The organism is Micromonospora nigra (assembly GCF_900091585.1).
Classification (GTDB): Bacteria; Actinomycetota; Actinomycetes; order Mycobacteriales; family Micromonosporaceae; genus Micromonospora; species Micromonospora nigra.
Genome location: NZ_FMHT01000003.1, coordinates 2,124,636 through 2,146,393 on the forward strand (window position 1 = coordinate 2,124,636; position 21,758 = coordinate 2,146,393).

Annotated in this window: 20 protein-coding genes and 1 riboswitch; of the genes, 5 read left to right on the forward strand and 15 right to left on the reverse strand. The window is 73.7% G+C overall.

The window, feature by feature from the left end:
• Nucleotides 1-23 precede the first annotated feature (23 nt).
• From GA0070616_RS08910 to GA0070616_RS08925, 4 genes are all read right to left on the reverse strand, one after another.
• Complete coding sequence (locus GA0070616_RS08910) at nucleotides 24-647, reverse strand: GTP-binding protein (RefSeq protein ID WP_091079250.1); 624 nt, start codon at nucleotides 645-647, stop codon at nucleotides 24-26.
• Complete coding sequence (locus tag GA0070616_RS08915) at nucleotides 628-993, reverse strand: DUF742 domain-containing protein (RefSeq protein WP_091079253.1); 366 nt, start codon at nucleotides 991-993, stop codon at nucleotides 628-630. Before GA0070616_RS08915 ends, GA0070616_RS08910 begins: the two co-directional genes overlap by 20 nt.
• A 61-nt stretch (nucleotides 994-1,054) precedes the next feature.
• Complete coding sequence (locus GA0070616_RS08920; RefSeq protein WP_091079257.1) at nucleotides 1,055-1,462, reverse strand: roadblock/LC7 domain-containing protein; 408 nt, start codon at nucleotides 1,460-1,462, stop codon at nucleotides 1,055-1,057.
• Nucleotides 1,459-4,656 carry a sensor histidine kinase gene (locus GA0070616_RS08925; protein ID WP_091079260.1) on the reverse strand — a complete coding sequence of 1,066 codons (3,198 nt, stop codon included), beginning with the start codon at nucleotides 4,654-4,656 and terminating at the stop codon, nucleotides 1,459-1,461. The genes GA0070616_RS08920 and GA0070616_RS08925 overlap by 4 nt, the downstream gene beginning before the upstream one ends.
• 447 nt (nucleotides 4,657-5,103) lie before the next feature.
• Here GA0070616_RS08925 and GA0070616_RS08930 point away from each other — a divergent pair, with 447 nt between their 5' ends.
• Nucleotides 5,104-6,285 (forward strand): ABC transporter substrate-binding protein, encoded by a 1,182-nt coding sequence (locus GA0070616_RS08930; RefSeq protein WP_091079263.1) that lies wholly within the window; start codon nucleotides 5,104-5,106, stop codon nucleotides 6,283-6,285.
• Nucleotides 6,286-6,344: 59 nt separating this feature from the next.
• Here GA0070616_RS08930 and GA0070616_RS08935 read toward each other — a convergent pair whose 3' ends face one another.
• Together GA0070616_RS08935 and GA0070616_RS08940 are read right to left on the reverse strand one after the other, a co-directional pair.
• On the reverse strand, nucleotides 6,345-7,205 hold the full coding sequence (locus GA0070616_RS08935) for an ABC transporter permease (RefSeq protein ID WP_091079267.1): 861 nt from the start codon (nucleotides 7,203-7,205) through the stop codon (nucleotides 6,345-6,347).
• A gap of 112 nt (nucleotides 7,206-7,317) precedes the next feature.
• Nucleotides 7,318-8,343 (reverse strand): ABC transporter substrate-binding protein, encoded by a 1,026-nt coding sequence (locus GA0070616_RS08940; protein WP_091079270.1) that lies wholly within the window; start codon nucleotides 8,341-8,343, stop codon nucleotides 7,318-7,320.
• Between the two features lie 275 nt (nucleotides 8,344-8,618).
• Here GA0070616_RS08940 and GA0070616_RS08945 point away from each other — a divergent pair, with 275 nt between their 5' ends.
• The 4 genes from GA0070616_RS08945 to GA0070616_RS08960 all read left to right on the forward strand — a co-directional run bounded on the left by GA0070616_RS08945 (nucleotide 8,619) and on the right by GA0070616_RS08960 (nucleotide 12,845).
• Entirely contained in the window at nucleotides 8,619-9,404 is a 786-nt protein-coding gene (locus GA0070616_RS08945; RefSeq protein ID WP_091079274.1) for an ABC transporter ATP-binding protein, read from the forward strand.
• 2 nt (nucleotides 9,405-9,406) lie between these two features.
• Nucleotides 9,407-10,357: an LLM class F420-dependent oxidoreductase gene (locus tag GA0070616_RS08950; RefSeq protein ID WP_091079278.1), complete on the forward strand. Its 951-nt coding sequence runs from the start codon at nucleotides 9,407-9,409 to the stop codon at nucleotides 10,355-10,357.
• Nucleotides 10,354-10,674 carry a cupin domain-containing protein gene (locus GA0070616_RS08955; RefSeq protein WP_091079283.1) on the forward strand — a complete coding sequence of 107 codons (321 nt, stop codon included), beginning with the start codon at nucleotides 10,354-10,356 and terminating at the stop codon, nucleotides 10,672-10,674. The genes GA0070616_RS08950 and GA0070616_RS08955 overlap by 4 nt, the downstream gene beginning before the upstream one ends.
• A gap of 77 nt (nucleotides 10,675-10,751) precedes the next feature.
• On the forward strand, nucleotides 10,752-12,845 hold the full coding sequence (locus GA0070616_RS08960) for a hypothetical protein (protein WP_091079286.1): 2,094 nt from the start codon (nucleotides 10,752-10,754) through the stop codon (nucleotides 12,843-12,845).
• Between the two features lie 176 nt (nucleotides 12,846-13,021).
• On the opposite strand, the gene thiC is transcribed toward GA0070616_RS08960, so the two are convergent.
• The 9 genes from thiC to GA0070616_RS09005 form a co-directional block, all read right to left on the reverse strand.
• A complete protein-coding gene (gene thiC / locus GA0070616_RS08965; protein WP_091079290.1) occupies nucleotides 13,022-14,614 on the reverse strand; it encodes a phosphomethylpyrimidine synthase ThiC in 1,593 nt (530 codons plus the stop codon).
• A 17-nt stretch (nucleotides 14,615-14,631) separates the two neighbouring features.
• The gene (gene thiD / locus GA0070616_RS08970) at nucleotides 14,632-15,420 is read right to left on the reverse strand and encodes a bifunctional hydroxymethylpyrimidine kinase/phosphomethylpyrimidine kinase (RefSeq protein ID WP_091079294.1); all 789 of its coding nucleotides are present in this window, start codon (nucleotides 15,418-15,420) and stop codon (nucleotides 14,632-14,634) included.
• Nucleotides 15,417-16,058, reverse strand: coding sequence for a thiamine phosphate synthase (locus GA0070616_RS08975; RefSeq protein WP_091090305.1), 642 nt, complete (start codon nucleotides 16,056-16,058; stop codon nucleotides 15,417-15,419). Before GA0070616_RS08975 ends, thiD begins: the two co-directional genes overlap by 4 nt.
• A gap of 53 nt (nucleotides 16,059-16,111) precedes the next feature.
• Entirely contained in the window at nucleotides 16,112-16,891 is a 780-nt protein-coding gene (locus GA0070616_RS08980) for a thiazole synthase (RefSeq protein WP_091079298.1), read from the reverse strand.
• A complete protein-coding gene (thiS, locus tag GA0070616_RS08985; RefSeq protein ID WP_091079302.1) occupies nucleotides 16,888-17,088 on the reverse strand; it encodes a sulfur carrier protein ThiS in 201 nt (66 codons plus the stop codon). Before thiS ends, GA0070616_RS08980 begins: the two co-directional genes overlap by 4 nt.
• Nucleotides 17,079-18,170 (reverse strand): glycine oxidase ThiO, encoded by a 1,092-nt coding sequence (gene thiO, locus GA0070616_RS08990; protein ID WP_091079306.1) that lies wholly within the window; start codon nucleotides 18,168-18,170, stop codon nucleotides 17,079-17,081. The genes thiS and thiO overlap by 10 nt, the downstream gene beginning before the upstream one ends.
• Nucleotides 18,164-18,790, reverse strand: a complete 627-nt coding sequence (gene thiE, locus GA0070616_RS08995; RefSeq protein WP_091079310.1) for a thiamine phosphate synthase — start codon at nucleotides 18,788-18,790, stop codon at nucleotides 18,164-18,166. The genes thiO and thiE overlap by 7 nt, the downstream gene beginning before the upstream one ends.
• Nucleotides 18,785-18,896: riboswitch (TPP riboswitch) on the reverse strand. Its footprint overlaps the gene before it by 6 nt.
• A 164-nt stretch (nucleotides 18,897-19,060) precedes the next feature.
• Nucleotides 19,061-20,023: an aldo/keto reductase gene (locus GA0070616_RS09000; RefSeq protein ID WP_175440017.1), complete on the reverse strand. Its 963-nt coding sequence runs from the start codon at nucleotides 20,021-20,023 to the stop codon at nucleotides 19,061-19,063.
• 45 nt (nucleotides 20,024-20,068) lie between these two features.
• Nucleotides 20,069-21,748, reverse strand: coding sequence for an ABC-F family ATP-binding cassette domain-containing protein (locus GA0070616_RS09005; RefSeq protein ID WP_091079317.1), 1,680 nt, complete (start codon nucleotides 21,746-21,748; stop codon nucleotides 20,069-20,071).
• Between the last annotated feature and the right edge of the window lie 10 nt (nucleotides 21,749-21,758).

The following is a 21,758-nucleotide window of genomic DNA, read 5'->3' on the forward strand; positions in this document are numbered from 1 at the left end:
GCTCCCGGCACGCGGCCCGGCGGTCAGCCGACGGGCGTCGGGTAGCCCCGGTCGTGTTCGGCCTGCAGGCGAAGCATGGCGTGTTCCACCACCGTCACCAGCACCTGCTTGACCGCGTCCCGGTTCCGGGCGTCCGTCATCACCAGCGGCACGTCCGGGGAGATGGCCAACGCCTCCCGGACCTCCTCCAGCTCGTACTGGGGGGCGCCGTCGAACCGGTTCAACGCCACCACGTACGGCAGCTTGCGGTTCTCGAAGTAGTCCAGCGGGGCGAAGGCGTCGGTGATCCGGCGGGTGTCCACCAGCACCGCGGCACCCACCGCACCCTTGATGATCTCGTCCCACATGAACCAGAACCGGGTCTGCCCGGGTGTGCCGAAGAGATACAGGATCAGGTCCTCGGCCATGGTGATCCGGCCGAAGTCCATGGCGACCGTGGTCGTCTGCTTCCCCGGCACCTTGGACGGATCGTCGATTCCGACGCCGGCCGCGGTCATCACCGCCTCGGTGGTCAGCGGCGTGATCTCGGAGATCGCGCCGACCAGGGTCGTCTTGCCGACACCGAAGCCACCCGCGACAACGATCTTCGCGGAGATGATTCCCCGGCTCTGGCGGGCCCCGACGGGGTCATAGCTCGCGAAGTCCACTCAGCACCCTTCCCAGCAGTTCCATCCGCTCCTCGTAACCCGTTGCGGGAGCGGCCGTGTGTAGCGTCAGCAGACCCTCGGCCACCATGTCGGCGACCAGCACCCGGGCCACGCCCAGGGGCAGCCGGGTGTACGCGGCGATCTCCGCCAGCGACTGTGCACGGCCCTCGCAGACCGTGGCGATGCGGTACTTGTCGTGCCCGGCGAAGCGTGCCTCGGCGGCCTGGGTGGGACTGGCACCGAGCACCGCCTCCAGGGCGATGTCCTGGAGCGGCTCGGTGCGCCCGCGAGTGACCGCGTAGGGGCGCACCAACGCCCCCCGTGGGTCACGTCGTTGTGGGTCCATCCGCAATCACCTCCTCGTCCCCTCCGACTCGCCTCGTCCACGCGGCGCGTGGCGGGTACGACTACGACCGCACCTTGTCCCGCGGCAGTGGCACCAACGCCGCACCGACCCGTTCCACCAGCAGCGCCATCTCGTAACCGACCTGGCCCACGTCACAGCTACGAGCGGCGAGCACCGCCATCGAGGAGCCGTCACTGATGGACATCAGGAACAGGTAGCCGCTGTCCATCTCGATGACGGTCTGCAGCACGCCGCCCGCGCTGAACATCCGCGCCGCGCCTTCGGTCAGGCTCACCACACCGGAGGTGATCGCCGCGAGCTGGTCCGCCCGGTCCGCCGGGAGGTCCCGCGAGGAGGCGAGCAGCAGCCCGTCGGCGGACACCGCCACCACGTGGGCGATGCCCGCCACGCTGTCGGCGAAGTTGGTGAGCAGCCAACCCATGTCCTGCATGGCCGCTGGCCTGTTCATCGGCTCGTCTCCTTGGTCGAGGTGCTGTTCTGGTCCGCGCCGGCCGACCGACCGCGCTGGACGCCACGGTGGTAGGCCGACAGCAGTCCGCGTACTTCGTCGGGCGTGCGCCGGCTGCGCTCCCGCCCGCTGCGGTTCTCGATGCCACCGGGCACGAGCTGCGCCTGCGGCACCCGCTTGGGCAGACCCGACCGGGTGGTCCCGCCGGCCTCAGGTTCGGCGGCCCGGCTGGCCCGGGACCAGCCGTCGTCCGCCGCGGTGCGCCACGCCTCGGAGTCGGCCGCGGGGGCCTCCGCCCCGGGGGGCGGGGCGGCCGGGGCCGGCGCGGCGCGCGGCGGGGTCGGAGCGGCGGGCGGCGGGGTCGGGGCGGCGGGCGGCGGGGTCGGGGCGGCGGGCGGCGGGGTCTGTGCCGCCGCCGGCGGGCTGTACGAGGGCGGCGGCGGCTGGGTCACCCCGGTCGACCCGCCCGGCGTCCGCGTGGGCAGCGGTGGTCCTCCCGCGCTCGGGCGGGCACCGGCGGCGGCCCCGACCTGCTGACCCGCGGCCGGCTGGTCGAAGTCGGGACGGCTGAAGATGGCCGTGGCGTCGTTGCCGTGCGAGCGGAACCAGACCGCTTCCATCTCCCGGAAGATCGGCGCCTCGGCCTGCGGTGCGGGTCGCGGCGTGATCGGCGGGGTGGAGGTCACCGGCCCGGTGGCGGCCAGGCTCGCCCCCAGGCCGCCACCGGCGGGCCAGCCGTTGGCGACCGGGCCGGGGCTGGTGGCATTGCCGCCAGCCAGTGGACCGGCGGTGCCGGAACTCGCCGTGCTGGCCGGCGCACCCGCCCGGGCGAGCGGCCCCGCCGTGGCGGCCGGTGATCCGGCGACCGGACCCAGGGGCAGCGACGGGGCCGGCTCTGCGGCCTCGGTGCCGGGAGTGCGCCGGGGCAGCGGGGGCAGGGTGGGGTTGGCGACGGTCGGCCCGCCGGTGAACAGCGCGTTCGACGACGGCTGCCCCGACCCGAGGCCGCCGGCCTGGACGGTGCTCCTGCTGTCCCGCGCCTGCTCGGATGCCTGCCAGGGGGCGGGAGAGTCGGCGTCGGTGCGCCAGCGGTCGGTGAGTGTGGCGGTGCCGGTGCGGCCCGCTCCGGGGGACTGGTCACCGAGGCTCGCCGGGGCCATCGAGGGCTGCTCGACGGCCAGCGGCTGGCGGGGCCGGTTGACCGCCTGGTCACGGCCGCCGCGCAGGCTGGGCAGCACCACCGTGGCGGCGGGCAACGTCACCTGCGCCACCGTTCCGCCCTCGACGTTGCGGCGCAGTTCCACCCGGATGCTGTACCGGGCGGCCAGCCGGCTGACCACGGCCAAGCCCATCAGCCGGAACGCCGCCACGTCGACGGTCGCCGACGCGGCCAGCCGCCGGTTGAGCGAGTCGAGCTGATCGTCGGTGAGGCCGAGACCCCGGTCCTCGATCTGGATCAGCACGTAGTCGCGGATGCGCCGCCCGTCGGCCACCACGGTGGTGTTCGGCGGCGAGAAGCGGGTGGCGTTGTCGAGCAGCTCGGCGACCAGCCGGACGACGTCGTTGACAGCGTGGGCGGCGACCGACACGTCGGTGTCGACCGTGCCGAACTCGATCCGGTTGTAGAGCTCCACCTCGGACTGGGCGGCTCGCAGCACGTCCACCAGCAGGGCGTCGTCGCGCCGCGGCACGGCCGAGTCGGCCCCGGCGAGGACCAGCAGGTTCTCGTCGTTGCGGCGCATCCGGGTGGCGAGGTGGTCGAGTTCGAACAGCTGGGCGAGCCGCTTCGGGTCCTCCTCGCCACGCTCGATCGCGTCCAGCTCGCCGATCATCCGGTCGACCAGGTTCTGACTGCGGCGGGCCAGGTTGAGGAACATCGCCGAGACGCTGGTCCGCAGCGCGGCCTGCTCGGCGGCGACCCGGACGGCCTCCCGGTGCACCACGTTGAAGGCGAGCGCGACCTGGCCGACCTCGTCGCGGTTGACGAGCTTGATCGGGTCCCGGACCTCGCGGACGATCTCGTCCACCCCGCCCTCGCCGACGCTGCCCATGTTCTGCAGCCGGCGCACGGCCTCGGGCAGCTCGTGGTTGGCCACCGACAGGGCGCCCTCCCGCAGGCGGCGCAGCGAGTGGTTGAGCGAGCGGGCCAGCACCACGGCCAGCGTCACGGCGATCACGAGGGTGAGCAGCACCAGGATCGACTCGACCACGGCCTGCTGGATGACGTTCGACTGGGCCTCGTCGGCCTGGATGAGGAGCTGGTCCTGCAACTGGATCTCGGCCCACCGCATCAGGTCGTGCACGGCCCCGATGGCCGCCCGGGCGTCCTGCACGTCCACCAGCGGACGTTGCCCGACCGAGCGGGTGATGTCGGTGGCCACCCGGTCGGCCAGGGTCACCGCGTCACCGGCCACGGTGCCGTTCACCAGCGCCCGCTGGTCGGGGTCGGCCGACAGCGAGAAGGCCAGCAGCGCCTCCTGCTGGCTGGTGAGTGTGGCCACGAAGGAGGAGAACTGCTCGTCGTCGAGCCGGCCGGCGCTCAGCGCGGTGAAGACGACCGACTCCTCCTCGGCGACGGCGGCCTTCGCGCGGGCGAATGCGGCGACCGCCCGCCGGCTGTCGGCGAGGCGCTCGTCACCGGGCAGCTGGGCCAGGCCGTCGCCGTAGGCGACCAGGTCGGACAGCACCACGCCGTAGCGCAGCGCGGCCTCGGCGACGGCCATCTGCTGCCGGTCGAGCACCTTCTGCCGGATGCCGTCCAGGGCGTCCAGGTGGCCGTCGATGGCGGCGAGCCGGTCACGGACCGCTTCGGGCACCTCGCCGATCTGGGCCCGCTCGGCGCGGTACGCGTCCACCCGCTCCTGCGTCCGGCGGACCCGCAGGTTGTAGGTGTCGGCCTGCTGGTTCGGCGCGGCCAGGAAGGCCGAGGCCGCCATCCGCTCGGCGTGCAGGTCCTGTGCCAGCGCGGAGATGTCGACGGACAAGGCGGTCAGCGTGCGGGCACGGCTGGCGTCGACGGCGCCCTCACCGACGCTGATCAGTCGGACGGTCGCCAGCGCGATCACCGCTGCGACGGGGACGACCAGGATCAGCGCGAGCTTCGACCGGATCCGGGCGTCACGCAGCCGGGGCAACCGGCGGCGGGCGGATCGTTCGTCGCCACTCGCGGGCAGGGTCGTCGGTACGGTGCTCACGACATCGCCTCCGTCGTTTTCTCCACGCCTGCCCCGTCGACCCCTGCCGGACCAGACGGCCGGCGCCACGCGCGGCACGGCCGCGATTTCATCAGACGAGATGCGGTTTGGGAAGCCGCAGTGAGGCAGAAAACGGTTGGACGACACGCAACCCGTGTTCCGGTCACCTAATACCTACATTTCCCGAGGGCCCTGAACAGGGCATCTAACTCCAGAGTGGTCGCTCGTGTCGCCACCGTGAGCGTTTGAAAACATTGGGTTACCCCAGCATGTGGGATCGTCGTCCCGAAACGCTTCGGCGCATCCGCGCTTGACCACAGCGCGCGGCATTGGCAAGGTTTTGCAGGCTTCGCGCACACCGTACGCGAAACCCGCCCGTCTCTCCACTGAGGACGGACGGGACCGCGGTGACCGGGCCCCATCCGCGCCCGCTCCTGGAGGACTGAGTTGAGCCCCATCCGCTCCGCGACCGCCAAGGCACTCGCCTCGGCCGTCTTGGCCACCTCACTCGCCGGCTGCCAGTTCGGCTCGGCGGAGCAGGACACGAGCCCCATCGTCATCGGCGCCGACCTCGAACTGTCCGGTGCCGCCGCGCCGGCCGGCAAGGCCCACCGGCAGGCCCTGGAACTGAAGGTCGAACAACTGAACTCCTCCGGCGCGCTCGGCGGCCGGCGCGTCGAACTTCGGGTGAAGGACAACCGTTCCGACGCGAGCGAGTCGCTGCGCAACATCGCCGACTTCGGCGACGATTCCACAGTCAGTGCCATCATCATGGGCGGCTGCAACGAATGTGCTATCGGCTCGGTACTGACGGTGAGCGAAAAGAAGGTGCCCACCATCGCGCTCGCCTCCTCCAGCGCGATCACCAACCCCGTCGCCGAGCGCCGGTACATGTTCAAGCTCGCCCCGAACGCCACCGACAGCGCCGCCGCCCTCACCGTCGAACTGCGCCGCAGGCAGGTGACCGAGGTCGGCGTGCTACGCAGCGACGACACCTACGGCCAGGAAGGGCTGGCCGCCCTGCGCAGCGAGTTCGCGAAGGCCGGGATCACCCTGGTCCGCGAGGAGCCGGTACGCGCCACCGACACCGACGTCACCGCCCGCGTCGGCGCGTTGACCGGCCCCGGACCGGACGCCCTGGTGTTGTGGACCCCTCCGGAGCAGGCGCTGCTGGCCGCCACCGCCGCCCAGCAGGCCGACTTCGACGGGTTGCTGTTCTTCGACGCCTCGGCCGCCGGTGAGCTGTTCCTCGGCTCCTCCGCCCGTGCCGTCGAGCGGGCCACCCTCGTCTACACCCAGACGATGGTCATCGACGACGTGATCGCCACGACCCCGGCCAAGGCCGCCCGACGACAGTGGTTCCAGGACTACACCGCCCGCTTCGGCGGCTACCACGGCTCGTCGTCGTTCGCCGCCGACGCCGTACAGCTGATCGCGGACGCCGAACTGCGCTCCGGCGGACCGGCCGGTCAGGTCGACCGCGACGGCATCCGCGACCTGCTGGAGACGTCCCAGATGGACGGGCTGTCCGGTCCGATCCGGATGACGCCGGACAACCACTCCGGCCTCATGCCGCAGGCACTCACCACCCTCGTCGCCCGCAACGGCCGCTGGCGGCTGGCCGGCTGACGCCGACGGGCCGGGTGCGGCGGGTCGTTCCCCCGCGCCGCACCCGGCCCGTCGGCGGATCACCGGCTGGTGGTCTCCCGCACCCAGGGCAGGGCGACGCGTTCGACGAGCACCAGGGCGGCGTAGAGCAGGATGCTGACCAGGGCGACCAGGATGATCGCCGCCCACGCGGTGGCGGTGTCGCCGATGCCCGCGTACTGCTGGATCACGTAGCCCAGGCCACGCTCGCCGGCCTGGAACTCGCCGATCACCGCGCCGATGGCGGCCAGCGGCATGGCGACCTTGAGCCCGACGAAGATCTGCGGCAGCGCGGCCGGGAAGCGCACCTTGCGGAAGGCCTGCCACCGCGAGGCGTGCCAGGATCGCACCAGCTCCGCCAGGTCCGCCGGGGTGGTGGTCAGCCCGGTGGCGGTAGCCAGCACGATCGGGAAGAAGCAGAGCAGGAAGACCATCGTCAGGATCGGCTTCTGCCCCCAGCCGAGCGCCACCACCAGCAGCGGCCCGAGCGTGATCTTCGGGACGGCGTTGACCGCCACCAGCAGCGGGGTGAACATCCGCTCCACCGTCCGCGACGCGGCCAGCGACAGGCCGAGCAGCACCCCCGCGACGGCCGAGAGCGCGAACCCGAACAGGATCTCGCCGGTGGTGGTGGCGGTGTGCTCCAACAGGCGGGCGGGCTGCTCGACGAACGCCGCCAGCACTCCGCCGGGCGGCGGCAGGGCGGCCGGGTGGACCAGCTCCAACCGGGCCACCAGCCACCAGACGCCGAGGGCCACCAGCAGGCCGACCGAGGGCAGCAGCGTCGCGGTCGCACCGTCGACCGCTCCCCCGGCAACCCACCGAACGCCACCCGCCGGCCCCGCCCGGGTGCCGGGCGCGGCGGTGTCCGCCTGCGGGTCGCGGGTGCGGACATCGGTCATCTGGTCCTCCTGCGGATCGGGCGGCGCTGCGGCCGGAAAAGACCCCGGGGGTACGTCGCACCGGGCGCGCCGGTGTGCGTACCCCCGGGGTGGGAAGCGGGTCGTCGGGCGGTCAGGCCTTCGGCGCGAGGTCGAAGTCGATGATCTGCTCGGGGTTGATGTTCTCCTTGAGCGCGCCGGCGCCCTGCAGGATCGCGATGGTCTTCGCGACCCGGCCACTGTCCAGGGTGCCCAGGACGGTGCCGGTGTTGCCGGACCGGACGTAGCCCGCCATCAGCTGGAGCTCGGCGGCGGCGGCGGCGGTGATGGTGGCGTCCACGTTCTTCTTCAGGATCTCGGCGGCCTCCTGCGGGTTGGCCAGCGCGTACTCCAGGCCCTTGAGCAGCGCCCCGGAGAACCGCTTGACCATCTCCGGCTTCTCCTTCGCGATCTGCGCGGAGGTGATCAGCACGTTGCCGTAGAGGTCCTGCATCACGTTGCTGTACGGCAGCATGACGGCCTTCTTCTTGGTGACCGACTCGATGGTCGGCTGGCCCACCACGAACTGGCCGATGCCGTCGACCTTGCCGCCGGCCAGGGTCCCCATCAGCGTCTGCGGCGCACCGTTGACCCAGGTCACCTTGGTGTGGTCGATGCCGGCCATCCGCGCGTACGTCGGGAAGAGGTTGCGGACCACCGACCCGGGGGCGTCGGCGAGCGTCTTGCCCTCCAGGTCCTTCGGGGTGGCGATCTGCTTGTCCTCGGTGGTGGCGATGGCGGCCATGGTGCGCTGCTGGATCGCGGCGACCGCGACGAAGTCCTTGGCCTGGCCGTTGCCGAACTGGAGCAGGCCGCCGGTGAGGTCGATGGGCCCGAACTGGGCCTGCCCGCCGACGATGGTCTGGATGACCCCGCCGGTGCCCTGCCCGGGCTTGATCTCGACGTCGAAGCCCGCGTCCTTGAAGTAACCCTTCTCCTTCGCCACCCAGGCGTACGAGTCACGGCCGAAGTTGCCGAACGAAGTGAGGTACGTCACCTTCTCCAGTGCGCCGCCCTCACCGCCCTTGGCTTCCTCGGCGTCCGAGCCCGTGCAGGCGGAGACCAGGGTGAGGGCCGTGGCGAGCGCGGCCGCGGCGACCGTGCGGGTCAGCCTTCTCATTCAGTACACCTTGTCCTTTCCAACCGGGGCACAGCGGCCACCGGAGGGGGGTTGTCGGGCGGCGCCGTGCAGCCGGGGGGAGGCCGACACCACCGTCGTGAGGGGACTCTTCGCGGACACAGGGTACGAGAACCCCCCCTTTGCGACACCAGCCACTCCGGGTTTCGAAACGGATACAAGGCGAAGTCGACCCCGGACGGTGCGATGGGGACACCGGGCAGATAACCTGATCCGATCCTGTCCCCTGACCGTCGACTCAGCGGAGGCCGCCCGACATGATTCGCCTGTCCGGGGTGTCCCGCACCTTCGACGGCCGAGCCGGCCGGGTCGAGGCCCTGCGCGGCATCGACCTGGAGGTCGCCGAGGGCGAGTTCGTCGCGGTCCTCGGCCGCTCCGGCTGTGGCAAGTCCACTCTGCTGCGGCTGGTCGCCGGCCTGATTCCGGTCACCTCCGGCGAGCTCACCGTGGCCGGCGACCCGGTCACCCGTCCGCGCCGCGACGTCGCGATGCTGTTCCAGCGGCCCGCCCTGCTGCCCTGGCGCACCGTCCTCGACAACGTGCTCCTGCCCGTCGAGATCTTCGGCTGGAAGAAGGCCGAGTACCGGCAGCGGGCCCGCGAGCTGCTCGAGGTCGCCGGTCTCGCCGGCTTCGAGAAGCGCCTCCCGCACGAGCTGTCCGGCGGCATGCAGCAGCGGGTGTCGCTGTGCCGGTCCCTGGTCGGCTCGCCCCGGGTCATGCTGATGGACGAGCCCTTCTCCGCGCTGGACGCGCTCACCCGCGAGGAACTCGCCGGCGAGCTGCAACGCATCCACATGACCAACCGGCCCACCGTCGTGTTCGTCACCCACTCCATCGACGAGGCCGTCCTGCTGGCCGACCGGGTGGTGGTGCTCAGCCCGCGCCCCGGCCGGGTCCGCAGGATCGTCGACGTGACCGTCCCCCGCCCGCGCACCCTCGGCCGCAACGCACACCTCGCCGACGTCGCCCGGATCAGCGCCGACCTGCACGAACTGCTGATGGAACGCGAGATGTCGGCGCCGGCCGGAACGGAGGGGCGATGAGCATGCGGGTGTGCGTCTTCATCGAGCCGCACCGCGGCGCCAGCTACGACGACCAGCTCCGGTTCGCCCGGCTGGCCGAGGCGGGCGGCTTCGAGGGTTTCCTCCGCGCCGACCACTACCAGGCGATGGGCGACGAACCGGCACTGCCCGGTCCCACCGACGCCTGGCTCACCCTGGCCGCGCTCGCCCGGGAGACCAACCGGATCCGGCTCGGCACCCTGGTCAGTTCCGCCACGTTCCGGCTGCCCGGCCCGCTCGCGGTCATGGTGGCCCAGGTCGACCAGATGAGCGGCGGGCGGGTCGAGCTGGGCATCGGCGCCGGCTGGTACGCCCGCGAACACACCTCCTACGGCATCCCCTTCCCCGCGGTCGGGGAGCGCTTCGACCGGCTCGCCGAGCAACTGGCGATCGTCACCGGGCTGTGGCGGACCCCGTCGGGCGAGACGTTCAGCTTCACCGGCGACCACTACCGGCTCACCGACGCCCCCGCGCTGCCGAAGCCGGTGCAGACCCCCGGCCCGCCGGTCATCGTGGGCGGACGCGGCCCCAAGCGCACGCCCGAACTCGCCGCCCGGTACGCCGACGAGTTCAACATGCCGTTCAAGAGCGTCGAGGAGACCGCCGAGGCGTACGACCGGGTACGGGAGGCCTGTGACCGCGTCGGCCGGGCGGAGTCCGGGCGTGCGCCGCTGGTCCTCTCCGCCGGAATCGTGGTCGCGATCGGGCGTACCGACGCGGAGTCCCGCCGCCGGGCCGCCCCGCTGCACGTCAAGAGCGCCCTGCCGCCGGAGGACCCGGTGGTGGGCTCACCCGCGCAGCTCGTCGACCGGATCGGCGAGTTCGCCGCGATCGGCGCGAGCCGGGTACATCTGCGCCTGATCGACCTCGACGACCTGGACCACCTGGAGCTGATCGCGGCCGAGGTGCTTCCCCGACTGGACGGAACCCGATGACGGACACCCACACCGATCCCGGCGACGGCCTCGAACTCGGCCCCGTGGGTCAGGAGGTCGTGCTCGACAACGACCGCGTCCGGGTCTGGCACATCCGCCTGGAGCCGGGCGAGCGGCAACCGCTGCACCGGCACGACCACCCCTACCTGGTGGTGGCCGTCCAGGGCGCGAAGAACGTCGTGCAGACCGTGGACGGCACCCGGATCGACGCCGACGAGCCGACCGGCGGGGTCGTCTACCGGGATCCGGGCGCGGTGCACATGCTGACCAATGTCGGCGACACGACTTACCTCGCCCGGCTGGTCGAACTCAAGTAGACCCGCCGGGAGCAGGTCCGACGCTCCGCACGGCGCGCCGGTGGCGATCGGACGCACCGGACCGTAACGTGCCGGACATGGCCTTTCGGACCTGGGGCAGACTGCTGCTCACGGCGCTCGGAGTGAGCGTGCTGGCCGGGGCGGGTCAGCTCGGTGTCGCCTTCGGGTTCGGCATCGTCCGGCTCACCGGCGCGTTCACCGGCGACACCGTCAACCAGTGGCCCGCCCAGCTCGTGTGGGTCGGCTGGTTCGCGGCGAACGCCGCCGTCGCCGGAGCCGTGCTGACCGACCGCCTCGCCCGCCGGAACGGGCAGCTCGCCGGCACCGGCGGCCGGCTCGCCGTCGTGGGCGCCGCCGCCCTGGGCGCGACCGTCGTGGCACCACTGTGCATGCAGCCCGCCCGCAACGCCGAACTGGTCTTCGTGGACCCGGTGTGGGCCATCGGCATCTGCGCGGTCCTCGGCGCGGTGGCCGGGGCGGGCGCGGCGCTCGCCGTCCTCGTCCGCCCCCCGGTGGGGTGGAACCTGGCCGTCCTGGCCGGGGCGGTCTGGCTGCTGGCGCTCATGTCGGTCGGCCCGTCCCTGGGGGCGGACGGGCCGCTGCGGGCCGTCCGGCTGGGGGTGCTGGAGCCGCCGGGGCTCTCCGACGATGCCACCCAGCGGCTCGCCCTGCTGGTCCCGCCGACCGTGGCGCTGCTCGCCGGAGCCGCGACGGGCGCGCTGGCCCGCTGGCGCGGCCACCCACCCCTGGTGAGCATCCCGGCCGGGGTGGCCGGTCCGGTGCTGGTGGCCTTCGCATACCTGACCTCCGGGCCCGGCGACGCCGCCGACCGCTACCAGTTGTCCCCGTACTACGGGGCGTTGATCGCGGTGGCCACGGGCGCGCTCGGGTCGGCCGCCGCGGCGCTGCTGCCCGGGCCGGCGACCTGGCCGCCCGGTCTCGCCGGGGGGACGCGCGCCGGCAGCCCGGATCCTGGGGCGGGAACGGTCGGGCGGTCAGGCGAGGGCACCCCGGAGCCGGCCGTCGAGCCGACCGACATCCTCCAGCCACTGCCCCCGGGTCCGCCGCTGCCCCGCGCGGCGACCACACCCACCGGCGGCCCGGCCGACACCGTCGGCGCGGACCTCGTCCCCCGCCCCGACAACCGGGGTACGCCCGAGCAGGTCATCGGAGGGCCGCGCTCCGCCCCGCCGCACTGGGACTGGCCGAGCACGGGGGCCGGACCGACGGCAGGCCGGCCCGCCCCGACCGACGGTCCGGCACCGGCCGACGTCGTCGCACCGCACGACAGCTCCGCGTTGGACGAGGTCACCGCCTCGGACGAGGTCACCGCGCCGGACGAGGTCACCCCACCGGACGAGGTCACCGCACCGACCGGCGGCGCGCCCGACGCCGCGCCCCCGACCGACACCACACCGGGCCCGGCCGCATCGCCGGCAGCAGCACCGCCACCCATCGCGGCGCCGTCCGTCACGCCCTCGCCGCCGCCGGCCCCCGCCGGATCGCCCCCGGACCTGCCCGTCGACCACGAGCCCGCCGGGCAGGACGTGACCGGGCAACCGCCCCGGCCCCGGCACCACGCGTTGCTGCCCGACCTCAACCGCGCCAGCACCTGGGACGCCTTCGGCACGGTCCACCGCTCCGGCCCGGCACGCCGCCCCCGGACCGGCCCCCCGGCGGCCCCACCGACAGGGGTCGACGCGCCGTTCGCGGCCGACACCGACCCGGTCGGGAACACACCGGAGCCGTCGGCGGGGAAAGGCGGGGTCACTCCGCAGTTCCCCGACCCCTCGGTGGTGGCCCGCGATCTCACCGCCGCCTTCGCCAACCCGCCGGCCGCCGCGAAGACGCCACCGGCCGCCCCCGCACCCCCGCCGGCGGGGGCGGACACCGCCGACCCCGCGAACGGCCCAGCCGACCCTGCGAACACCGGCGGCCCAGGGAACACCGGCGGGGACCGGGGCCGGGCACGTCGCGGACTGTTCCGTCGGCCGAAGCTTCGCGCCGGACAGGACCGCCCGGCCGAGCGGGACGGCGAGCCGCTGCCCGACCAGGACGAGGAGTACGTGGACTGGGTGGCCGGGTTGAGCCGACCGGTCGCCGACAACGAGCCGGCGCAGGAGAGCGGGCGCCGTTCGCTGCGCTCGTCGGGCCGGCACCACGAGAGCTGACCCGCTCGGCCACCACCACGAGAACTGAACCGCTCGGCCGGCACCACGAGAACCGGCCCGCTCAGCCGGCACCACCGGAGTTTCGGCGGCGCCACCGGAACCGCCGGACGGACCGCCCTGCCGGGACGGCCTGTGGGCGGGGCGCCACCAGCGGTGACGCCCCGCCACCCGCGCGGTCAGGCCAACGGCAGGTACACCTTGCCGCCGGAGTTGACGAACTCCTCGGACTTGTCCTGCATGCCGCGTGCCGCGTACTCCTTCAGCTCCTGGGTGATCTTCATGGAGCAGAACTTCGGGCCGCACATCGAGCAGAAGTGCGCGGTCTTGGCCGGCTCGGCCGGCAGCGTCGCGTCGTGGTACGACCGGGCCGTCTCCGGGTCCAGCGAGAGGTTGAACTGGTCCTCCCAGCGGAACTCGAACCGCGCCTTCGACAGCGCGTCGTCCCACGCCTGGGCGCCGGGGTGCCCCTTGGCGAGGTCGGCCGCGTGCGCCGCGATCTTGTACGCGATCACGCCGGCCTTCACGTCGTCGCGGTCCGGCAGCCCCAGGTGCTCCTTCGGAGTGACGTAGCAGAGCATCGCGGTGCCGAACATGCCGATCATCGCCGCGCCGATGGCCGAGGTGATGTGGTCGTACGCGGGCGCGATGTCCGTGGTCAGCGGGCCGAGGGTGTAGAACGGGGCCTCGTGGCACCACTCCTGCTGGAGGTCCACGTTCTCCTTGATCTTGTGCATGGGCACGTGCCCGGGGCCTTCGATCATCACCTGGACGTCGTACTCCCAGGCGATCTTCGTCAGCTCGCCGAGGGTGCGAAGCTCGGCGAACTGCGCCTCGTCGTTGGCGTCCGCGATCGAGCCGGGCCGCAGCCCGTCACCCAGGGAGAACGTCACGTCGTAGCGGGCCAGGATCTCACACAGCTCACGGAAGTTGGTGTAGAGGAAGTTCTCCTGGTGGTGGGCCAGGCACCAGGCGGCCATGATGGACCCGCCGCGCGACACGATCCCGGTGACCCGGTCGACGGCCAGCGGCACGTACGGCAGCAGCACCCCGGCGTGCACCGTCATGTAGTCGACACCCTGCTCGGCCTGCTCGATGACGGTCTCCCGGAACACCTCCCAACTCAGCTTCACCGGGTCGCCGCCGACCTTCTCCAACGCCTGGTAGATCGGCACCGTGCCGATGGGCACCGGCGAGTTGCGCACGATCGCCTCGCGGGTCTCGTGGATCCGCTTCCCGGTCGACAGGTCCATCACCGTGTCCGCGCCCCACCGGGTCGCCCAGGTCAGCTTCTCCACCTCCTCGGCGACCGACGAGGTGACCGCCGAGGTGCCGATGTTGGCGTTGACCTTCACCAGGAACGCCTTGCCGATGATCGCCGGCTCGCACTCCGGGTGGTTGACGTTGAGCGGCAACACGGCCCGTCCGGCGGCGATCTCGTCCCGGACGAACTCGGGGGCCATCCCCTCCCGCACCGCCACGAACTCCATCTCCGGCGTGACGATCCCGGCCCGCGCGTACGCGAGCTGCGTCGGCCGCTTCCCGTCCGCCCCGGCCAGCGGGGTTCCGGCACCCCGACCGGGGGCGACGTCCCCGCGCTCGGCGATCCAGGGCCCGCGCAGCGGCGGTAGCCCCACCTCGGGGTCCGAGCCCGGCCCCGAGGTGTCGTACAGCCGCACCGGCGGGTTGTCCCCGGTGAGGTCGACCTCCGCGAACGGCACCCGGACGTCCGGTCGGGACCCCTCGACGTACACCTTGCGACGTGCCTGCATGACAGCCTCCCTGAAGATCAAGCGGACCAGCCGAAGTGGTCCAGCGGGCCGCGTCCCGCGCCCAGCTCCCAGTCCCGCGCGCCGGTCAGCGCGCGGGTGACGTACTCCTTGGCGGCCGACACCGCCGCCGGCACCGGGTCGCCCAGCGCCAGCCGCACGGCCGTGGCCGCCGAGAACGAGCACCCGGTTCCGTGGTTGTGCCGGGTCGGCACGCGCGGGGCCCGCAGCAGGGTGGTTCCGCCGGGGCCGTGCAGCACGTCCACCGCCTCGCCGTCGGCGGCCACGTCGCCGCCGGTGACCACCACCCATCCAGGGCCGCGGGCCGCCAGCGTCCGGGCCGCGACGACCATCTCCTCGACCGTGGTCACGGGGCCGCCGGTGAGGGCGGCGGCCTCCGCGCAGTTCGGCGTCGCCACCAGCGCGTACGGCAGCAGCCGCTCGACGCCCTCGACCACGCCGAGCGGGTGTCCGCTGGTGGCCACCAGCACCGGGTCGACGACCAGTTGCGGAAGCCGGCCCTCCCTGGCCGCCTCGGCGACGGCGTCGGCCACGGCCGGGGTGCCCAGCATTCCCGTCTTGACGGCCCGCACGGAGAAGTCGGCCAGCACGCTGTCGAGCTGCTCGGTGACCGTTCGCGGCGGCAGCGGCAGGACGGCGTCCACACCCCGGGTGTTCTGCGCGGTGACCGCGGTGATCACGCTGGTGCCGTACGCGCCGAGCGCGGCGAAGACCTTCAGGTCGGCCTGGATTCCGGCGCCGCCGCCGGAGTCCGAGCCGGCGATGGTGAGGACCGTGGTGGGTGTCATGACTCTCCCGCTGTCGTTGCGCTCTGGGGCTCCCCGAAGACGGTCGTCAGCGCGACGGCCGCCTCGGTGGGGTCCTCGGCGCGCATGACGGTGCCGAGGACCGCCACGCCGGTGGCCCCCGCCCGCACGCAGGCCCGAACCTGCGCCGCCGTTGCGATCCCGCCCAGGGCCAGCACCGGCACCGGGCTCGCCGCGACGAGCGCCGCCAGCCCGGCCGGGTGCAGGGGCGGGCCGTAGCCGGGTTTGGTCCGGCTCGGGTAGACCGGCGAGAGGGTGACGTAGTCCTCCGTGGTCAGGCGGGCCAGCTCCGCCCCGTCGTGGCAGGAGCGGCCGACGAGTCCGACGCGCGGCGGCGGGTACGGGCCGGCGGCGGGCAGGTGCACCGCGTCGCCGTCGAGCGGGTCGGGGCCGGCGACGACGAGGGTTCCGCCCGCCTCCGCGAGGACGGCCCGCAGGTCGGTGGCGAGGGCGGCCCGCTCGACGCGCGGCAGGTCCTTCTCCCGCAGCACCACCCAGCGCACTCCCCCGGCGACCGCGCCCGCGACCACCTCGACGAGCGGCGTCCGCGCCAGCCGTCGGTCGGTGAGCAGCACGACCCCCGTGGGCGGAACCGGCGGGTTCCGGGTGGACCGTGGCACCGCCACGGCGCGGCTCCCGCTGCCGGGCCGCGTGTCGAGCCCCGACGACGCGGTCACAGGTCCGGCCTGCCCTCGTCAGGGGTGGAGGCGAGGGCGTGGAAGCGGCGGGCGATCCGCCCCGCGCCGTACGCCAACCGGCCCGCCTCGACCGCGTACCGCATCGCGGTGGCCATCGCCACCGGGTCGGCGGCCCGGGTGACGGCGCTGGCCAACAGCACCCCGTCGCAGCCCAGCTCCATGGCCAGTGCCGCGTCGGAGGCGGTGCCGATGCCCGCGTCGAGGATCACCGGCACGTCGACGCTCTGCCGGATCAGCCGGATGTGGTGCGGGTTCGACACGCCCAGCCCCGACCCGATGGGTGCGCCCGCCGGCATCACCGCCGCACAGCCCACGTCCGCGAGCCGCCGGGCCAGCACCGGGTCGTCCGACGTGTACGGCAGCACGGTGAACCCGTCGGCCACCAGCTCCTCGGCGGCGCGCAGCAGCTCCACCCCGTCGGGCAGCAGGGTCCGCTCGTCGCCGATCACCTCCAGCTTGACCCAGTCGGTGTCGAACGCGTCGCGGGCCAGGTGCGCCACCTTCACCGCCTCCGTCGCGGTGTAGCAGCCCGCCGTGTTCGGCAGCAGCCGCACCCCGCACCGGTCGAGCAGCTCCAGCAGCCCACCGGAGCCGCCGGGGGTGGTGCCGACCCGGCGCAGGGCCAGGGTGACCAGTTCGGTGCCGGACGCCCGGATCGCCTGTTCCAGCACGTGCAGGTTGGCCGCGCCGCCGGTGCCGAGGATCAGCCGGGAGGTGAACGCGTCGCCGCCGAGGGAGAGGGTCACGGCGCTCACCCGCCCTGCGCCGCGCTGAGCACCTCGACCCGGTCACCGTCGCGCAGCACGGTCTCCGGCCAGCCGGTACGCGGCACCACCTCGCCGTTGACCGCGACCGCCACCCCACGTTGCTGCGGGGTGACCTCCCGGACCAGGTCGGCCACCGTCACGCCGCCGGGCACCGTACGCCCGGTGCCGTTTACCGTCAGTTCCACGTGTTCTCCTCCGTGCCGAAGCGGTCGGGCCGGAACGGGGCCAGCAGGGGGTCCGCGACACCGTCGACGATCAGGCCGGCGACGAGGTCGGCGGTGACCGGGGTGAGCACGATGCCGTGCCGGTGGTGCCCCGTCGCCGCGATCACCCCGGGGCGTCCGGGCAGCGGGCCGAGGATCGGGGCGTTGTCTGGCGTACCGGGGCGCAGCCCCGCGAGGGTCTCCACCAGGTCGTACTCGGCGAGTTCCGGCACCAGGTCCACGGCGGCGCGCAGCAGCCGCAGCACCGCCCCCGCGACGACGGTCGTGTCGGAACGCTCCTCCTCGGTCGCGCCCACCACCACCTCGCCGCTGTCGCGGGGGACCAGGTAGACGCGCTCGCCGTCGGCGTACCCCCGGATGACGTGCCGGAAGCCCGGCCCACCGCCGCCGGGCGCACGCAGCCGCAGCACCTGGCCCTTCACCGGCCGGACCGGCAGCCCGGCGAGGGCGGCGGCGCCACAGCCGGCGGCCACCACGACCGTCCCGGCGTCCACATCGGACAGCCGAGTCACGAGGCCGGGCACCACCACCGCACCGGCCCGTTCGGCGGCCGTCCGCAGTGCCGGCACGAGCCGGCGCGGATCGACCTGGTGGTCGGTGGCGGCGAGCGCCCCGCCGCGCAGCCGGGGAGCCAGCGCCGGTTCGCGGTCGCGCAGCTGCGAGGGGCGCAGCGGCGTGACCGGCAGCCCCAGCCTCTGCTGGTACGCCCACAGCCGACGCGCCTCGGCCAGGTCGTCGCCGGTGAGCCCGACGACGAGGGTGCCCTCGGTGCGGTGTCCGACGTCGGCCCCGGCCGCCTCGGTCAGCTCGGCCGCGAACGCGGGCCAACGGGCGGCCGAGGCGGTGAGCAGCCCGGTCAGTTCCCGCTCCCCGAAGTACGCCTCGGCGACCGGAGCGAGCATTCCCGCCGCGACGTGGGACGCGCCGGAGCCGGGAGCCGGATCGTGCACGGCCACGCGCAGTCCCCGGGCGGCGCAGCGCCAGGCGATCGCCAGGCCGACCGGTCCCGCCCCGATCACGGCGACGTCCGGCCGGCTCAACACCCCAGCGCTCCGAGCAACTCCGCGGTGGCCCGGGCGGGATCGGCGGCGGCCGACAGCGCCCCCACCACCGCCACCCCGTACGCCCCGGCGGCGACGAGCGCCGGCACGGTCGCCGCGGTGACCCCGCCGATGGCGATCACCGGCACGTCGACGGCCGCCGCGACGGCGCGGACCCCGGCGGGGCCGATCGGTTCGGGCAGCCCGTCCTTGGTGGTGGTGACGTGGCAGGGCCCCACGCCCAGGTAGCTGGCTCCGGCGGCGACGGCCTCGGCGGCGGTCACCGGTTCCCGGGCGGTCGCGCCGAGCACCGCCGCCGGGCCGAGCACCCGGCGGGCCGCCGCGACGGGCAGGTCGTCCGCGCCGACGTGCCCACCGGCGGCAGCCACGGCCAGGGCCACGTGCAGCCGGTCGTTGACCAGGCACGTCGCCCCGTAGACGGCGCACTGGCCCAGCACCCGACGGGTCAGGTCGTACGCCTCGCGGTCGGTCGCCGAGTCCTCGACCCGGACCTGCACCACCAGTTCGGCGCGGGCCACGGCCAGGGCAGCGGAGACCACGGCGAGCGGATCACGCCCGGGTCGGGTGTCGGTGACCAGATGCAGACGCCCCAGGGACGGCACGGCAACGCTCCTCCCTGCGCCGGCATTACCCGGATCAGGTTCGACGGTCGGGGGCTGTGTCAGCCCCCCTCTCAGCCCGGTGCACCGGGCTCCCGTGGGTTACTTGCGTGCCACCGTACGACGAACCGGCGGATCCGCCAAGCGCGGGTACGGGATTTCACAGCGACCGCCCGAAGGCGCCACCCGGGGCGGCGGGTGACCCCACCGTCACACCATGCTGTCCGGATACCCTCCGCCGCCGTCGCCGGGCGGGTTCAGCGGCGCGCGGGTTCAGAGGATGGCGCGCAGGGCCTTGAGGTCCTCCTCGGTGGGGTGCCAGGCGCCCGCCTCGGCGTTGGCGCGCACCTGCTCGGCCGTGGTGGCGCCCGCGATCACCGAGGCCACCGCCGGCTGGGCGGCCAGCCCGCCGATCGCCACCTGGAGCATCGACAGCCCACGCTCGGTGGCGTACGTCCCGATCGCCTCGATGGTGTCCCAGTCGGCGGCGGCGAGGCGCTGCGCGTACCGGCCGCCGCCGGCGAGGCGGCTACCCGCGGGCGGGGCCTCGTCGCGCTTGTACTTGCCGGTGAGCAGGCCGTTGGCCAGCGGGAAGAACGGCAGCATGCCGAGGCCGAAACGTTCGCAGGCGGGCAGCACCTCGATCTCGGCGTCCCGGTTGAGCAGGCTGTAGTGGTTCTGCGCGCTGACGAACCGCGTCAGGCCCCGGGTCTTCGCGGTCCAGTCGGCGTCGGCGATCTGCCAGCCGGCGAAGTTGGAGTTGCCCAGGTAGCGGACCTTGCCCGCGCGGACCAGGTCGTCGAGGGCGGCCAGGGTCTCGTCGATCGGGGTGCCGGGATCGGGCTCGTGGAGCTGATACAGGTCGATGTGGTCGGTGTCCAGCCGGCGCAGCGACGCCTCGACGGCGCGCACCACGTACCGGCGGGAACCACGGACGCCGAAGTCGCGGCCGTTGGCCCCGCCCATCGACATGCCGAACTTGGTGGCCACGACCACGTCGTCGCGGCGGCCCTTGAGCGCCGCGCCGAGGCACTCCTCGGACGCGCCGTGCGGCTCGCCGTAGATGTCGGCGGAGTCGAAGAAGTTGATCCCGGCGTCGAGCGCGGCGTCGACCACCGCCCGGGTGCCGTCGAGGTCGAGCTTGCGGCCGAAGTTGTTGCAGCCGATGCCGACCACGGACACCACGAGCCCGGAGTCGCCGAGCCGCCGATAGGTCATCTCAGTCACGAGATCCACTCTATGCGGCGGCGACGCACCCGGCCCGGCGTAGGCCACGACCCGTCAGCCCACGTCCCACACCGGTTCGGAGGTCTCCACCACCTCTCCGTCGCCGCGGAACAGCACGAAGCGGTCGAAGGTGCGGGTGAACCAGCGGTCGTGGGTGACCGCGACCACCGTGCCGGCGAAGGCGGACAGTCCGGCCTCCAGCGCCTCGGCGGAGGCCAGGTCGAGGTTGTCGGTGGGCTCGTCGAGCAGCAGCAGGGTCGCCCCGGACAGCTCCAGCAGCAGGACCAGGAAGCGCGCCTGCTGGCCACCGGAGAGGGTGCCGAACCGCTGGTCACCCTGCGCTGCCAGCTCATACCGGGACAGCACCGCCATGGCCGCGTGCCGGTCCATGCCGGCGCGGTGCTCGTCGCCCCGCCACAGGATCTCGACCAGGGTCCTGGCCATCAGCTCGGGCCGGTCGTGGGTCTGTGAGAAGTGTCCCGGGCGGACCCGCGCGCCGAGCCGCGCCATGCCGTCGTGGCGCACGGGGGCGAGGGCCGCCGCGCCGTCGACCGGCCCGTTGGCCGGATCGGGGTCGGTGCCGCCGCGGGCGAGCAACCGCAGGAAGTGCGACTTGCCGGTGCCGTTGGCGCCGAGGACCGCGACCCGGTCGCCATACCAGATCTCCAGGTCGAAGGGGTAGGTCAGGCCGTCCAGCTCCAGCTGTTCGCAGATCACCGCGCGTTTGCCGGTCCGTCCGCCGGCCAGCCGCATCCGGATGTCCTGCTCCTTCGGGGGTACGGGCGGCGGCCCGGCCTCCTCGAACTTGCGCAGCCGGGTCTGCGCCGCCTGGTAGCGGGAGGCCAGCCCGTCGTTGTACGCGGCCTTCTGCTTGTACATCAGCACCAGCTCACGCAGCTTCTGGTGTTCCTCGTCCCAGCGGCGGCGCTGCTCGTCGAGCCGGGCGTGCCGGGCCACCCGCGCCTCGTGCCAGCTCGCGAACCCGCCGGGGTGCACCCAGGCGCTGCCACCCTCGACGGCGACCACCCGGTCGGCGGTGTGGGCCAGCAGCTCCCGGTCGTGCGAGACGTAGAGCACGGACTTGCCGGATTCGCGGAGCCGCGCCTCCAGCCAGCGCTTGCCGGGCACGTCGAGGAAGTTGTCCGGTTCGTCGAGCAGCAGCACCTCGTCGGGGCCGCGCAGCAGCAGTTCCAGGGCGAAGCGCTTCTGCTGACCGCCGGAGAGGGTACGCACCGGCCGGTCGCGGGCGGTGTCCCAGGGCAGGTCGAGGACGATGGTGGTGACGGTGTCGAAGAGGACCTCGGCGTCGTATCCGCCGGCCTCACCCCAGGCGGCGAGCGCGTTCGCGTACGCCAGTTGGGCCTTGCCGGCGGCGGTGCTGGACGCGTCGCGTGCGTCGGCCGCCCGCATGGCCGCCTCGGTGGCGGCGAGCCGGTGACCGGCGTCGCGCAGTGCCGGCGGGGCCAACGACAGGGCCAGGTCGGCCAGCGTGGACTCGTCGCCGATCATGCCGATGAACTGGCGCATGACGCCCAGCCCACCGGCTCGGGCGATCGCGCCGGTCTGCACGGGCAGGTCACCGGCGACCATGCGCAGCAGCGTCGTCTTGCCGGCGCCGTTGGGCCCCACCAGGGCGACCTTCGCGCCCTCACCGACCCGGAACGACACGTCGGCGAAGAGTTCCCGCCCGTCGGCGAGGGTGTGCCCGACTGCTGCCACGTCCACGTATCCCACGCGGGCATCC